The organism is Nonomuraea terrae (assembly GCF_004348995.1).
In the GTDB taxonomy this organism is placed as follows: domain Bacteria; phylum Actinomycetota; class Actinomycetes; order Streptosporangiales; family Streptosporangiaceae; genus Nonomuraea; species Nonomuraea terrae.
Window position 1 is genome coordinate 15907 of sequence record NZ_SMKQ01000097.1, and the last position, 14027, is coordinate 29933.

At 72.9% G+C, this 14027-nt stretch carries 12 protein-coding genes; 7 read left to right on the top strand and 5 right to left on the bottom strand.

Annotation, left to right across the window (positions count from 1 at the left end; genetic code table 11):
• Positions 1-97 precede the first annotated feature (97 nt).
• Positions 98-1204, bottom strand: a complete 1107-nt coding sequence (locus E1286_RS26735) for an NAD(P)/FAD-dependent oxidoreductase (protein WP_223190418.1) — start codon at positions 1202-1204, stop codon at positions 98-100.
• Between the two features lie 172 nt (positions 1205-1376).
• On the opposite strand from E1286_RS26735, the gene E1286_RS26740 reads away from it, so the two are divergent.
• Together E1286_RS26740 and E1286_RS26745 are read left to right on the top strand one after the other, a co-directional pair.
• On the top strand, positions 1377-2555 hold the full coding sequence (locus E1286_RS26740; RefSeq protein ID WP_223190421.1) for a TerC/Alx family metal homeostasis membrane protein: 1179 nt from the start codon (positions 1377-1379) through the stop codon (positions 2553-2555).
• A gap of 229 nt (positions 2556-2784) precedes the next feature.
• The gene (locus E1286_RS26745) at positions 2785-3120 is read left to right on the top strand and encodes a carboxymuconolactone decarboxylase family protein (protein WP_132616638.1); all 336 of its coding nucleotides are present in this window, start codon (positions 2785-2787) and stop codon (positions 3118-3120) included.
• Here E1286_RS26745 and E1286_RS26750 read toward each other — a convergent pair.
• Positions 3080-4228 (bottom strand): PQQ-dependent sugar dehydrogenase, encoded by a 1149-nt coding sequence (locus E1286_RS26750; RefSeq protein ID WP_132616640.1) that lies wholly within the window; start codon positions 4226-4228, stop codon positions 3080-3082. The two genes, E1286_RS26745 and E1286_RS26750, sit on opposite strands and share 41 nt — an antisense overlap.
• Before the next feature lie 34 nt (positions 4229-4262).
• Here E1286_RS26750 and E1286_RS26755 point away from each other — a divergent pair, with 34 nt between their 5' ends.
• Positions 4263-5012, top strand: a complete 750-nt coding sequence (locus E1286_RS26755; RefSeq protein WP_132616642.1) for an SDR family NAD(P)-dependent oxidoreductase — start codon at positions 4263-4265, stop codon at positions 5010-5012.
• A 92-nt stretch (positions 5013-5104) separates the two neighbouring features.
• Here the strand turns inward: E1286_RS26755 and E1286_RS26760 are convergent, their stop codons facing one another.
• Positions 5105-6316 carry an ABC transporter ATP-binding protein gene (locus tag E1286_RS26760; protein WP_132616644.1) on the bottom strand — a complete coding sequence of 404 codons (1212 nt, stop codon included), beginning with the start codon at positions 6314-6316 and terminating at the stop codon, positions 5105-5107.
• Between the two features lie 177 nt (positions 6317-6493).
• Here E1286_RS26760 and E1286_RS26765 point away from each other — a divergent pair, with 177 nt between their 5' ends.
• The gene (locus E1286_RS26765; protein ID WP_132616646.1) at positions 6494-7567 is read left to right on the top strand and encodes a LacI family DNA-binding transcriptional regulator; all 1074 of its coding nucleotides are present in this window, start codon (positions 6494-6496) and stop codon (positions 7565-7567) included.
• Between the two features lie 11 nt (positions 7568-7578).
• Here E1286_RS26765 and E1286_RS26770 read toward each other — a convergent pair whose 3' ends face one another.
• Positions 7579-8529: an NADP-dependent oxidoreductase gene (locus E1286_RS26770; RefSeq protein WP_132616648.1), complete on the bottom strand. Its 951-nt coding sequence runs from the start codon at positions 8527-8529 to the stop codon at positions 7579-7581.
• A 49-nt stretch (positions 8530-8578) separates the two neighbouring features.
• Between E1286_RS26770 and E1286_RS26775 the strand changes: the two genes are divergently transcribed.
• On the top strand, positions 8579-9205 hold the full coding sequence (locus tag E1286_RS26775) for a TetR/AcrR family transcriptional regulator (protein ID WP_246075189.1): 627 nt from the start codon (positions 8579-8581) through the stop codon (positions 9203-9205).
• Between the two features lies 1 nt (position 9206).
• Here E1286_RS26775 and E1286_RS26780 read toward each other — a convergent pair whose 3' ends face one another.
• Positions 9207-10334: a 2,5-dihydroxypyridine 5,6-dioxygenase NicX family protein gene (locus E1286_RS26780; protein ID WP_132616653.1), complete on the bottom strand. Its 1128-nt coding sequence runs from the start codon at positions 10332-10334 to the stop codon at positions 9207-9209.
• A gap of 185 nt (positions 10335-10519) precedes the next feature.
• Here E1286_RS26780 and E1286_RS26785 point away from each other — a divergent pair, with 185 nt between their 5' ends.
• Together E1286_RS26785 and E1286_RS26790 are read left to right on the top strand one after the other, a co-directional pair.
• Complete coding sequence (locus E1286_RS26785) at positions 10520-13180, top strand: helix-turn-helix transcriptional regulator (protein WP_132616655.1); 2661 nt, start codon at positions 10520-10522, stop codon at positions 13178-13180.
• Between the two features lie 3 nt (positions 13181-13183).
• Positions 13184-14027, top strand: an 844-nt coding sequence (locus tag E1286_RS26790) for an alpha/beta fold hydrolase (protein WP_132616657.1), incomplete at its 3' end; no start/stop codon positions are given.

Genomic DNA, 14027 nt, shown 5'->3' on the forward strand with positions numbered 1-14027 from the left:
CTTCTCAGCCACGCCGAGTCTTATGGACAGCCGTTTCCCAGCTTTTGCTCGGATGTGAACGCCGTGTTAAGGACGGCCGGGAAAGGTTTCCGGCAGGTCACGGCGCGAAGGGGGCCAGCTCGGCCGGAGTCTCGCCGTCGAGGATCGCGCGCGCCAGGGCGTCGCCCGTGATGGGCGCCATGGTCAGGCCCGCCGCCCCGAACCCGGTCACCACGTGCACCCCCGGCATCCGCGGCAGCGCGCCCACGACGGGCAGCCCGCCGGAGGGCAGCGGCCGCAGCCCGACCCGGGTCTCGATCAGCGTGGCGTCGGCCAGGCCGGGCGCGATGCTGAACGCGTCCGACAGCACCTCCCACTGGCCGCGGGCCGTCACCCGGGGGTCGAACCCGCTGCCCGTCTCCCTGGTCGCCCCGACCGCCACCCGCGAGTCGTCGAAGGCCACCAGGTAGTGGTGGGACAGCGGCAAGACCGACGGCCAGCCGCTCGTGTCGACACCCTCGACGCGCAGGTGGGTGATCTGGCCGCGCTGCGGCTCGACCGCCGGGCGCAGGCCCAGGGGTGCCAGCAGGTCGCCGGCCCAGGCGCCCGCGGCCACCACCACGTCGTCGGCCTCCAGGACCTGCGAGCCTGCCTCGACGCGGGGCGCGCCGTGCGGGCGCGGCAGCAGGCGGGCCCGGCCGGGCAGCCGCCGCGCGCCGTGGCGCTCGGCCCCCGCGAGCAGCGCGTCGCGCATCGTCCGCCCGTCCACCCGGGCGCCGCCCGAGATGAACACGCCTTCCAGCTCGGGCGCCAGCACCGGCACCAGCGCGCGGACGTCGTCGCCGCCGAGACGGCTCACCTCGCCCGCGACGTCGCCGGCCGCGCGGGCGCGCGCCTCGGCGCGGGCCTGCTCCTCGTCGAGCCGGGCGGGGTCGGCGTGCACGATCAGGGCGCCGGTGCGGCGGTAGTCGGTACGCTCCACGCCCGCCTCCGCCAGCAGGGCGATGACCTGCGGATAGTAGGCCGCGCCTGCCGCGTACAGGTCGTAGAAGGGGCCCTCCGACGAGGAGGCCCACGGCGCGATGATGCCCGCGCTCGCCTGTGTGGCCTGCCCGTCCAGGCCGGGGTCGGCGATCGTGACGTCCGCTCCGCGGCGGGCCAGGGCGAACGCGGCGCTCGCGCCCGCGATGCCGGCTCCGATGACGATGACGCGGTGGCGTGACACGACGGCCCTCCTGTGATCTCCCCGGTGACGCGGCCCACTGTAACCGGCGAGCCGGGCGGCCGGCCGCTTGGGGCCTTGCAGACGGGGTACCACCTGCGACGACAACCGTCGGCAACGAGTGAGCGCCGCCAGCAGTCGCCACCCCCACGACGGCTCGCGCATGGAGCCTGGAGTGGACGTATCCGCCGCCGTGTGGGCGCTGACGATCCTGGCGATCGTCGGCCTGCTGCTGTTCGACTTCGTCTTCCACGTACGCAAGGCGCACGTGCCCACGCTGCGCGAGGCGTCGGTCTGGTCCGCGCTCTACGTGGGCCTCGCGCTGCTGTTCGGCGTGGGCGTCTGGTGGTTCGGCGGCCACACCCCGGGCGCGGAGTATTTCGCCGGGTACGTGACGGAGAAGGCGCTGTCGGTGGACAACCTGTTCGTCTTCCTCGTCATCATCTCCAGTTTCAAGGTCCCGCGCGCCGAACAGCAGAAGGTGCTGCTGTTCGGCATCACGCTGGCGCTGCTGGCGCGGACGGCGTTCATCCTGATCGGGGCGGCGCTGATCAGCCTGTTCTCGTGGGTGTTCTACCTCTTCGGCCTCGTCCTGCTGATCACGGCGGGCAACCTGTTCAAACCGGAGAGCGAGGAGAGCCACACCCCCGACAACTTCCTGATCCGCTTCGCCCGCAAGCGGCTGCGCACCACCGACGAGTACGACGGCGACCGGCTGTCCACCCTGGTGAACGGCAGGCGGGTGATGACGCCGATGCCGCTCGTCATGATCGCCATCGGCGGCACCGACATCATGTTCGCCCTCGACTCGATCCCGGCCATCTTCGGCCTGACCCAGAACGTCTACCTCGTCTTCACCGCCACCGCCTTCTCGCTGCTCGGGCTCCGGCAGCTCTACTTCCTCATCGACGGGCTGCTGGACCGGCTGATCTACCTGACGTACGGACTGGCGATCATCCTGGGCTTCATCGGGGTCAAGCTGATCCTGCACGCGCTGCACGAGAACAACGTGCCGTTCATCAACGACGGCGACCCCGTGCCGGTCATCGAGATCAGCACCGGCCTGTCCCTGCTGGTGATTCTCTCGGTGCTGGTGATCACCGTGGTGGGCTCGCTGGTCAGCGCCAAGGGCCGGGCGCAGAACACGGTGTCGGCGGCGCGCCGGCACGCCCAGGAGTACCTGGACGTGGAGCGCGACCCGGAAGTGCGCGAGGAGATCTTCCGCCGGCTGCTCGCCGAGGAGGCCCAGCTGCGCCGGCTGCCGGAGAAGTACCGGCGGCGCATCCGTGAGGAGGAGAAGCTGATGGCCCTGCTCCGCCGCGCTCACGAGGAGCACGACCGCAACCACGCGTGAGGCGTACCGACCGAGTGGTTCTGTCGTGTTTCACGATGAATCCGCGCCAGGTAAAGTGGTGAATCTTGCCCAAATCTCGGCTCCACCTTGGTTTCGCTCGTTCCACACGGGGTTCTGCGTACGCGCCGAGGTCCGTGGTGCTCCGCCACAACCTTCATGCAACCTCCATGAGGTCAACTCAAGGGGTAGCGAAAGATATGAGCGTCCCTTCCGATAACCGGAGCGAACAATGACAGAACCCGCCATGGAGACCGTCGACTCCTTCGGCATCACGGCCGAGCGCCTTTTCGCCGACGTGTGGTCGCGGTCGGTGCTGACGGTCAGGGAACGCCGCCTGCTCCTCATCGGGCTGCTGGTCGGACAGGGACTCCACGAGCTCACCGACGTCCAGCTCGACACGGCGCTGCGAGCCGGCGAGCTGACCGAGACCGAGCTGCGGGAGGTGGTGGTCTTCCTCACCCACTACGCCGGCTGGGCGCGGGGCTCGAAGCTGAACGACCAGGTGGAGACGCTGCTCGAGCGGGTCAGGCGGGCTCGATCCGATACAGCGGACCCTGCAGGCTGAGCGCGTAGATCTCGCCGTCGGGCCCCTCGCCGAACGACGAGAGCTGCTCGACCTCGCCGGCCTCGGCCGCGTCCGCGATGTCGTCGACGGGCGCGGCCCTGATCCAGCCGGCGCAGAAGTCGCCGTACAGGAAGTGTCCGCGCAGCCAGGGGATCTGGCGGCCGCGGTAGACGGGGCCGGCGATCACGGAGCAGTTGCCGCCCTCGCCCAGCGGGTAGGTGATCACCGGGTCGACCAGGTCACGGCCCTCGCCGCCGCGGTAGGGGCGCTCGCCCTCGCGCAGGTTCCAGCCGTAGTTCTCGCCGCCCTCGGACCCGGCGGGCTGGCGGTTGACCTCTTCCCATGCGTTCTGGCCGACGTCGCCGATCCACAGATCGCCGCTCTCGCGGTCGAAGGTGAACCGCCAGGGGTTGCGCAGCCCGTACGCCCAGATCTCCGGGCGCGCCCCCTCCCGTCCGACGAACGGGTTGTCCTCGGGGATCTCGTACGGCTCGCCGCGCGGGTCGATGCGCAGGATCTTGCCGAGCAGCGTGCCGAGGTCCTGGGCGTTGCCCTGCGGGTCGCCCGCGCTGCCGCCGTCGCCGAGGGCGATGTAGAGGTGGCCGTCAGGGCCGAAAGCCAGCTGGCCGCCGTTGTGGTTGGCGTACGGCTGCTCCTGGGTGAGCACGTCGCGCCGGGCGGTCGCCCTGGTGCCGTCGTAGGCCCACTCGGTGACGTGGGTGTGGCCCTGGGCATCGGTCCAGTCGAGGTAGACCCAGCGGCCGGTCGGGTGGAAGGCGACGCCGAGCAGCCCCTGCTCGTTGCCGGTGCTGACCTCCCCGGACAGGTCGATCACGGTGTCGCCCTCGGAGGTGCGCAGCCGCCCGGTCTGCTCGGCGACGTAGAGGCGGTCGTCGCCCTCGCGCACGGCGAAGGCCACGGGCTGCTCCAACCGGGCGATCTCGCGGAAGCGCAGCCGGCCGCGCTCGGGCGGGGCGCTCCCGGTGGGAGTCGCGGCAGCACTCGCCGACGGGGCAGGGCTCGCCGACGCGGCGGATGGCCGGTCGGGGGAACAGGCGGTGAGGGCCACGAGAAGCAGCACGGCCGCGGTGAGGCGCACACCGGTCATCCCGCCATCCTGCCATGAACGTTAAGGTGCGAACATGCCTACCGCACTGATCACCGGCGCGACCGCCGGTCTCGGCGCCGCCTTCGCCCGGCGCCTGGCCGCCGACGCGTTCTCCCTCGTCCTCGTGGCACGCGAGGAGTCCCGCCTGGAAGGAGCCGCCGAGCAGCTCAAGCTCCGGTACGGCGTGAGCGTGGAGGTGCTGCCCGCCGACCTGGCCACCGAGGAGGGCCTGGCCGCGGTCGAGGCGCGGCTGCGCGACGGCGTCGACCTGCTGGTGAACAACGCCGGCTTCGGCCACCCCGGCCGCTTCCCCGACGTGCCCGTCGCCGACGAGCAGCGCATGCTGAAGGTTCACTGCGAGGCCGTGCTGCGGCTGACGCTGGCGGTGCTGCCCGGCATGCGCCGGCGCGGCCGGGGCGCGATCGTCAACGTGGCGTCGGTGGCGGCGTTCTTCCCGCGCGGCACCTACAGCGCCTCGAAGGCGTGGGTGGTCAACTTCAGCGAGTCGGCCGCCGCCGGGATCCGCAACCCGCGCATCCGGATCATGGCGCTCTGCCCGGGTTTCGTGCGCACCGAGTTCCACGAGCGGGCCGCCATCGACTCCTCCTCCATCCCCGGTTTCCTCTGGCTGGAGGCCGACGACGTCGTACGCGCCGCGATGCGCGACCTGGCGGTGGGCAAGCGGGTGTCGATCCCCGACCCGCGCTACAAGGCCGTCGTCGCCGTCGGCCGTTTCGTGCCGCGCCGGTTGCAGGCCCTGGTGGCGTCGCGGATCGGCCGCTGAGCCCCAGCAGAAGGAAGGGCCCCCGCCGCGGGAGGGGGTCGCGGTGGGGGCCCGGGCGGCCGTGAGCGGGGCTCACGGCCGGGAACCAGGGGTCAGCGGTTGGCCTCGTGGCCGATGGCCAGGCCGCTCTCCGGGTCGAAGAAGTGCAGGTTGTGCGTGTCGAGGACCAGGTCGATGTTCTGGCCGGGGCGCACGTGGCTGCGGGCGTTGACGCGGGCGGTCCACAGCGACTTGTCGCCCGTCAGCGGCAGCGCCGCCTCCTCGTCGTCGCCCGTGTCGGCGGCGGCGACGGTGTCCTTGTGCTCGACCGGCGGGGCGTCGACGAGGAACAGCACGTTGATCTCGGAGCCCAGCTCCTCGGTGACCTCCGCCTTGACCGGCAGGGTGGCCCAGCCGTTGGCGTTGCTGCCGGCCGAGCCGGCGTCCTCGAAGTCGGACGGGCGGATGCCGAGGATGACCTTCTTGCCGATGTACTGCTCGAGGCCCGGCTTGTCGGTGAGGGTCGACTCGGGGATCGGCAGCTTGATGTCGGCGAAGCTCACCGCGGGGCCGTCGTCGCGGACCAGCTCGGCGGTGACGAAGTTCATCGCGGGCGAGCCCATGAAGCCGGCGACGAACAGGTTGACCGGCTTGTCGAACAGGTTCTGCGGGGTGTCGACCTGCTGCAGGATGCCGTCGCGCAGCACGCAGACACGGTCGCCCAGGGTCATGGCCTCGACCTGGTCGTGGGTGACGTACACGGTGGTGACGCCGAGGCGCTCGTGCAGCGTGTTGAGCGAGGCGCGCATCGAGACGCGGAGCTTGGCGTCGAGGTTGGACAGCGGCTCGTCCATGAGGAAGGCCTGCGGCTCGCGGACGATGGCGCGGCCCATGGCGACGCGCTGGCGCTGACCACCGGACAGGGCGGCCGGCTTGCGCTTGAGGTAGGCCTCGAGGCCGAGCATCTTGGCGGCGTCGTTGACGCGCTTCTGGATCTCCGGCTTCGGCATCTTGCGGAGCTTGAGGCCGAAGGCGAGGTTCTCCTCCACCGTCATGTGGGGGTAGAGCGCGTAGTTCTGGAAGACCATGGCGATGTCGCGGTCCTTCGGCGGCAGGTGGTTGACCACCTTCTCGCCGATGGAGATCTCGCCGCCGCTGATGTCCTCCAGGCCCGCGATCATCCGGAGCGCGGTGGACTTACCGCAACCCGAAGGACCGACCAGCACCATGAACTCGCCGTCCTTGATCTCAAGGTTGAGCCCGTTCACGGCCTTCACGCCACCGGCGTAGATCTTGTCGACGTTCGTCAGAACGATGGATGCCATGACATTCCTTCGCGATCCTGGGCTGTGGCCCGGCGTTGCTTACCCTGCCCCACTCACGTGGATACGTTTTCAAGCATCTCACCGGAAACGGACATGGGTGTCAAGAGTTCATATGTGACCAGCCGTTGTGACGCTGTTTGCTTCTCGTTTCCGCGGAACCATGATGGAATCGTTTCCATGAGCAGGCGTGTGACGATCAAGGATGTGGCGCAGGCGGCCGGCGTGGGGGTCGCCACCGTCTCCCGCGTGCTGTCGGGCGGCTCGGCCAGCCCGCAGACCAGGGAGCGCGTCCTGGCCGTCGCGGCCCAGCTCGACTACCGGCCCAGCGCGCTGGGGCGCAATCTGCGCCAGCGCCGTACGGGCGGCATGGGGCTGCTCGTCCCCGACCTGACCGACACCTTCTACGGGCAGCTGGCCGAGGGCGTGCTGGCCTGCGCCCGCGCGGCCGGCGAGCCGGTCGTGCTCGGCTCCACGGGCGGCGACCCCGAGCAGGAGGCCGAGCTCATCGGCATGCTGCTGGAGCAGAGCGTCGACCGGCTGATCGCCGTGCCGTCGGGCGACGCGGAGACCTGGTCACCGGCGCTGCGCGCGGGCATGACGGTGGTCTTCGCCGACCGCCTGCCGCCCTCCGTGCCGTCGGCCGAGGAGGAGGACGGCGCGGCACACGCGGTCGACGACCTCCTGCTGCTCGACGGCCTGCCGCCCGTGCCGCAGTCGCGCCCGCTCGACGTGCCGTCCGTGGTGGCCGACGACCGGGCCGGCATCCGTACGGCCGTCCGCTACCTGCGGGGTCTCGGTCACCGGCGCATCGCGTTCCTGGGCGGGCCCGGTCACGACCGGCGGGCGGCGGCGTTCCGCGAGGCGGTGGGCGAGCCGGTGGACGAGGAGCTGGTCGTGTTCGGCACGGGCAGCCGCGACTCGGCGTACGCGGCCGCCTCCGGGCTGTTCCAGAGCAGCCCCGACCTGTCGGCGGTGCTCGCCGGCGGCAACGTGCTCGGCGAGGCGGCGGTGCTCGCCGCCCGCGAGCTCGACCTGCGGGTGCCGCAGGACGTGTCGCTGATCATGTACGACGACGTGCCGTGGGCGGAGCTGTGCTCCCCGCCGCTGACCGTGATCGCCCAGCCGGGTCGCGACATGGGCTACCGGGCGGCCGAGCTGGTGCTGCGGTCGGGCGGCCGGCGCCCGCGCGGCGTGGTGCTGCCCACGGAGCTGATCGTCCGGGGCAGCTGCGGCCCACGCCGCTCCTGGTGACCCGCCGCCGATCAGTTCACCAGCACGATCTTTCCCCGAGCGTGCCTGGTCTCGCTCAGCTCGTGTGCGGCCGCGGCCTCGGTCAGCGGGAACGCCGCCGCGACCGGAACCCGCAGCCGGCCCTGCTCGGCGAGCGCGACCGCGATGCCGAGGCCGTGCAGCGCCGGCGGGTCGGCGGTGGCCCCGATGGCCGCGCCCGACTCGTCGGCCAGCGCCGTCTGCGACATGTGCACGCCGTGGGCCGCGGCGGCGAAGTCGGCGATCGTCACCACGCGCGACGGGTCCCCGGCGATGGCGATCAGGTCGGGCAGCGCCCCTCCGGCGCAGTCGAACACCGCGTCCACCCCCTCAGGAGCGAGCGCGCGGACCCGTTCTGCCAGCCCCGGCCCGTACGTCGTCGGCTCCGCGCCGAGGGAACGCAGGAAGTCGTGGTTGTGCTCGCCGGCCGTGCCGATGACGGTGGCGCCGCGGGCGACCGCCATCTGGACGGCGACCGTGCCCACCCCACCTGCCGCGCCCTGCACCAGCACGGTGTGCCCGGCGCCGACCGCGAGCCGGTCGAGGACCCGGGTGGCCGTCTCGACGCCGCCCGCGGCGCCGCCGGCCTCCTCCCAGCTCCACGCGGCCGGTTTGGGCGCCCAGGCGGCCAGGACCGCATGGTCGGCGTTGGCGCCGCGCGCGCTCAGGTCCGTCAGGCCGAACACCTCGTCACCGACGCCGACGCCCGTCACACCCTCGCCGACCTCGTCCACCACGCCCGCCGCTTCGACCCCGGTCCGGTACGGGAACGTCGTCGGCACCACGTCACGCAGCATCCCGGAGCGGAAGTATGTCTCCCCCGCCGAGATCCCGGACGCCCGTACGGCGACGCGGATCCTCCCCGCTCCGGCGTGCGGCTCCTCGACCTCGGCGACATGCACGACGCCGGGCGGTCCGTACTCGGAAAACTGAACAGCTCTCATGCGCCGCACCGTAGCGGAACACCCCGTCCGTTTGACTAAAGTGAGAGCGGTGACGGCCGAAGTGAGTCAACAGCTGCGCTCCGACGCCCGCGACAACCGCGCGCGCATCCTCGCGGTCGCCCGCGCGGCCTTCGCCGCCGAGGGTCTCGATGTGCCGATCAGGGAGATCGCCCGGCGCGCGCAGGTGGGCCCCGCGACCGTCTACCGGCACTTCCCCACCAAGGAAGCGCTGTTCAGCGCGGCCTTCGCCGAGTCGATGGCCACCTGCTCGGCGAGCATCGAGGAGGGCCTGGCGGCGGCCGACCCGTGGCGCGGGTTCTGCCAGGTGATCGAGAAACTCATGGAGGCGAACGCCCTCGACCAGGGCTTCTCCCGTGCCTTCACCTCGCGGCTTCCCCCGGCGGTCGACTACTTCACCGCCGATCGCGACCGGGCGCTGCGGCTGCTGGTCGTGCTCGTCCGGCGGGCGAAGGAGGCGGGCGGCCTGAGGGCGGATTTCGTGCTGGAGGACATGATCCTGGCGATGATGGCCAACGACGGCATCCGCGCCGAGTCCCCCGAGATGAGAGTGGCGGCCTCGCGTCGCCTCGCCGCCCTGATGATCCAGTCGTTCCGGGCGGACCCCGTCCCTGAGCCGCTTCCGCCGGCCGTCCGGCTGCCGCTCTCCGCCCGCTAGCTCAGCGGGCGCCGGTGTAGCGGCGGGGCAGGATCATGACCGGGTTGTCGTCGAGGATCACCTCGGGCGGGCCGAAACCGGCCGCGACCTCGCGGATCTCCGGCTCGTCCAGGAGGAGCAGGCGGCCGTGCTCGATGAACACCTCGCCGTCGGCGATCACGGTGGGCCGGTCCACCTGGCAGTCGCAGTGCGCGAAGCCGGGCCCCGTCGTGACCGGCTCACCATCGGTCAGGCCGTCGAGGCCGCAGTAGAACGCTCCGGCGTGCTTCTCGCGCTCGAACTGGGTGCCGCCCGCGAGGCGGACCTTCGGGTTCAGCCCGATCAGGCCGTGCCGCATGTAGAAGCCGCTCGGCGCGTACCTGCGCAGCTGGGCGGCGGCGGCCCCGCCCTCGATCTTGCGGACCAGGTTGCCTTCGAGCGTGATGCGCAGGGGCTCCTCCGGCACGCCGGTCACCGTGGAGTCCTCCACGACGAGCACGCCCTCGGTGTCGGACGGCCAGAAGTTGGCGCCCCCGTACGGAAAGGGCCGCCAGTCGCCGGGGCGCATGGCGCCGGGGTCGGGGTCGAAGGTGAAACCCGAGAACGTCACGTCGGTGCCCCGCGCGGACGTCACCCGGATCTCCCGCGCCGCCGACAGCTGCCGCAGGGTCCGCTCCAGCAGCGCGTAGAAGACCTCGGCGGGCAGCCGGCCGCCGGTCAGCAGCGCGCCGGCGGTGGCGGTCATGTGCAGCGACAGGAAGCGGGACGAGCGCGACTTGATCTGGTCGAAGAACAGCGGCGCGGTGTGCACCTCGCCCCACCAGGTGCCGCTGATCACGACGTCGGCCTCGTGGAAGGCGGCCGTCTCGATCGCGTACGACGCCTCGCGGTCCCACCCGCCCGGGCTGAACGGCGGCACGGACAGGATGCGCACGTCGGCGTCGCGCAGGGCCGCCGCCGCCGCGATGGCCTGCACGACGACCGGGTCGACGGTGTGCTCCACCATCAGCAGCACCCGCTCGCCGGGGGCCAGCCGGACGTACTCGCACAGGTTGCGCACGCCGGGCATCAGCTCGACGATCGAGTACGGCGCCACGGCGGGCTCGGCGACGTAGCTGAAGGGCGATCCTGCGTACGGGTTGATCGACATCGCACTCCCTGGCTTCGGAGACCGGCGCCAGCACCGATACCCCCGAATGGCTACGCTGTGCACTTTCTCGGCTACTCCGCGCGGCGATTTGACTCTGGTGGATGCGGCTTACCCTCCGCGAGAAAAGCGGTTTACCGTCACGTCGGTGGACTTTTGTCCGACTCGTCCCCCTAGAGTTTCCTTCTGTGCTGTACGGCAGAGAGACGGAGATCGCCGCCATCGACGAGCTGATCTCCCGGGCGCGGGACGGCGCGGGCGGCGCGCTGGTGTTGCGGGGCGAGGCGGGCGTGGGGAAGACGGCGCTGCTGGATCTGGCGGCGTCCCGGGGCGGGCCGATGAAAGTGCTCGGCGCCACCGGGGTCGAGGCCGAGTCGGATCTGGCCTTCGCCGCCCTCCACCAGGTGCTGCGGCCGGTGGCCGGGCTGCTGGACGCGCTGCCGGAGCCGCAGCGCGAGGCGGTGCGCGGCGCGCTGGGGCTGGCCGGCTCCGGAGATCGGTTCCTGCTGGCGGCCGGGGTGCTGTCGCTGCTGGCCGAGGCCGCCGCGCCCGGCGGGCTGGTCTGCGTGGTGGACGACTTCCAGTGGGTGGACCGCGCCTCGGCCGACGCGCTGCTGTTCGCCGCCCGGCGGCTGGGCACGGAGCGGATCGCGATGCTGCTGACCGTACGCGGGGGCCAGCCCGTCAAGGGCGTGCCGTCGCTGGAGGTCGGCGGCCTGCCGGAGGCGGCGGCGGCCGAGCTGCTGGACGCCGGCGCGACGATCGCGGCCGGGGTGAAGCAGCGGCTGGTGGCGCTGACCGCGGGCAACCCCCTGGCCCTGCGCGAGACCGTACGGCGGCTGAGCCCCGCCCAGCTCGACGGGCGCGAGCCGCTGCCTGACCCGCTGCCGGGCGGCAGCCGGCTCTTCGGCGAGCAGGTGGCCGCGCTGCCGGGACCGGCCCGGCAGGTGGCGCTGCTCGCGGCGCTGGACGGCGATCTCGGCCTGGTGCTGCGCGCCGGCGGCCGCCTGGGCGCGGGCCAGGAGGCGCTGGACGAGCTGGAGGCCGCCGGGCTGGCCCGCGTCACGGGCACGTCCGTGCGCTTCCGCCACCCTCTCGTCCGGTCGGCGGTGTACGAGTCGGCCACGCCCGCCGTCCGCCGCGACGCCCACGCGGCGCTGGCCGCGGTGGCCGAGGGCGACCGTCGCGCGCGGCATCTGGCGGCGGCGGCGCTCGGCCCCGACGAGGCCGTCGCCGGCGCGCTCGTGCGTGCCGCCGCCCGGGCCCGCGACCGCGGCGGGTACGGCGACGCCGCCACCGCCCTGACCAGGGCCGCCGAGCTCACCCCCGAACCGCTCACCCGCGCCGCGCGGCTGACGGACGCCGCCGTCGCCGCCTGGCTCGGCGGGTTGCCCGGGCAGGCCGAGTCGCTGCTGGCCGAGGCCCGCGAGCACGCCGCGGACGACGCCGCCCTCGGCACGGAGATCGCCCAGTTGCGCGGCCGGTTGGAGCTGAACTCCGGCAGCGCCGCCGAGGCCGTGCGCATCCTGTCGGCGGGCGGCAGCCTCGGCATGCTGGCCGACGCCTCGGAGGCGGCCTCGTACGTGGGCGACACGGCGGCCATGATCGAGCTTGGGCGGCGCGCGGAGGCGTACCCGGAGGGGTTCCTGCGTGACGTGGTCGCCGGGATCGGCGCGATGCTCGGCGGGCACGGTGACGGGCACGGCTTGCTGAGGCGGGCGCTCGCGCGCACCGGGGAGCTGCGGGAGGCGGCCGAGTTCCTGTGGGCGACGGCCGCGGCCAGCTACCTGGGCGAGGCCGACCTGTCGGCCGAGCTGGCCGCGCGGGCCGGGCGGGTGGCCAGGGTGTCGGGCATGACCGGGCAGCTGCCGGTGGTGCTGGAGTTCGTCGCCACGGCCGAGCGCATCGCGGGGCGGCCGGCGGAAAGCCAGGCGATCTCGGAGGAGGGGCTGGAGCTGGCCCGCGAGGCCGGGTACGCCAACACGGTGGCCGCCCACCTGGCCAACCTCGCCGTGTGCGCGGCGCTGCGGGGTGAGGAGGAGACGTGTCGGCGGCACGCCCAGGAGGCGCTGGCCATCGCCCTCCCCCACCGGGTGGGGCTGCGCGTGAGCGTGGCGGCGTACGCGCTGGGGATGCTCGACCTGGGGCTGGGGCGGTACGCCGCGGCGCACGACCGGTTCACCGCGCTCGTGGCCACGGGCCCGGGAGCCGGGCATCCGACGACGGTGTGGCGCACGACCCCCGACCGGATCGAGGCCGCCGTCGGCGCGGGCGACACGGACGGCGCGCGGGCGGCGCTGGAGGCGTACGAACGGTGGTCGGCGCACGCGGCGACGGCGGAGTCGCGCGCCCTGCTCGCCCGCTGCCGCGCCCTCGTGTCCGCGTCGGAGGAAGGTTCGCAGGAGGGGTTCGCGGAGGCGCTGCGGCTGCACGCCAACCCGTACGAGGCGGCCAGGACCGGGCTGCTGCTGGGCGAGCGGCTGCGCCGCGCGCACCGGCCCGCCGAGGCGCGCCCGCATCTGCGGGCGGCGCTGGAGACGTTCCGGCAGGCGGGGGCGGAGCCGTGGGCGCGGCGCGCGCACGCCGAGCTGCGCGCGGCCGGCGAGAGCGCCGAGGCCCCGGCCGGGTCCGCGCTGGACGCGCTGACCCCGCAGGAGCTGCGCATCGCCGGCCTGGTCGCCGACGGCCTGTCCAGCAAGGAGATCGCCGCCCGGCTCTTCCTCAGCCCGCGCACGGTCGAGTACCACCTGTACAAGATCTATCCGAAGCTCGGCATCGGTACCCGTACGGAACTGGCGCGGCTGGTAGTTCTACGGAAGGCACCGGCGGCCGGCGTCGGCAAGCTGTGAGTCATGCAAATCAACGTGTGGAGCGAAGAGTTCGGCGCCGTCACGGACACGCCGATCCTGCTGGTCATGGGGTCGATGTCGCAGGGGGTCCTGTGGCCGGACGAGTTCGCCGGCAGGCTCGCGGCGGGCGGCCGGCGGGTGATCCGGTACGACCACCGCGACACCGGCAAGTCGGACACCGTCGACTTCGACCGGGACCCGTACACCTGGGACGACATCAAGGACGACGTGCTGCGCGTGATGGACGCGCACGGCCTGGAGAGCGCACACCTGGTGTGCCACTCGGCAGGCGGGCTGCTCGGGCAGCTGCTCGCGGTGGAGCGGCCCGAGCGGGTGCGCACGCTCACCGTCATCGGCTCCTCACCGCTCGGCGGCGGTGAGGGCGCGGTGATCATGCGGGCGTTGATGGGAGAGCCACAGCCGGAGGACAGCCTGCCGGAGCCCACCCCCGAGTTCGTGGACTTCTTCCGGCGGCTCATCACCTCGCCGCCCCCCGCCGGCCGGCGCGAGCGCATCGACCTCATGATCGCCGAGCAGCGGGTGCTGCACGGCACCGGGCTGCCGTTCGACGAGGACGCCGCCCGCCGCCTGCAGGAACGCATCCATGACCGGGCCCGCGACCTCGACGCCGCGGCCAACCACCGCCGGGCCGCGGCGGCCCGGCCTGATTTCGAGCCGGTGGGCGTGCTGCACCAGGTCAAGGCGCCCACCCTGGTGATCGAGGGCACCCACGAGCCCGCCAAGCCGGGCCACAGCGCGCTCATCGCCGAGCAGATCCCCGGGGCGCGGCTCCTGATGATCGACGGCATGGGCCACACCCTGCCGCCCGAGGTCCACGAGACCCTAA

Bases quoted from the DNA above. Each gene is read 5' to 3' on its own strand.
- E1286_RS26745 (WP_132616638.1), top strand. From the start codon at position 2,785: ATGACAGAACCCGCCATGGAGACCGTCGACTCCTTCGGCATCACGGCC.
- E1286_RS26765 (WP_132616646.1), top strand. From the start codon at position 6,494: ATGAGCAGGCGTGTGACGATCAAGGATGTGGCGCAGGCGGCCGGCGTG.
- E1286_RS26770 (WP_132616648.1), bottom strand. From the start codon at position 8,529: ATGAGAGCTGTTCAGTTTTCCGAGTACGGACCGCCCGGCGTCGTGCAT.
- E1286_RS26750 (WP_132616640.1), bottom strand. From the start codon at position 4,228: ATGACCGGTGTGCGCCTCACCGCGGCCGTGCTGCTTCTCGTGGCCCTC.
- E1286_RS26780 (WP_132616653.1), bottom strand. From the start codon at position 10,334: ATGTCGATCAACCCGTACGCAGGATCGCCCTTCAGCTACGTCGCCGAG.
- E1286_RS26755 (WP_132616642.1), top strand. From the start codon at position 4,263: ATGCCTACCGCACTGATCACCGGCGCGACCGCCGGTCTCGGCGCCGCC.
- E1286_RS26760 (WP_132616644.1), bottom strand. From the start codon at position 6,316: ATGGCATCCATCGTTCTGACGAACGTCGACAAGATCTACGCCGGTGGC.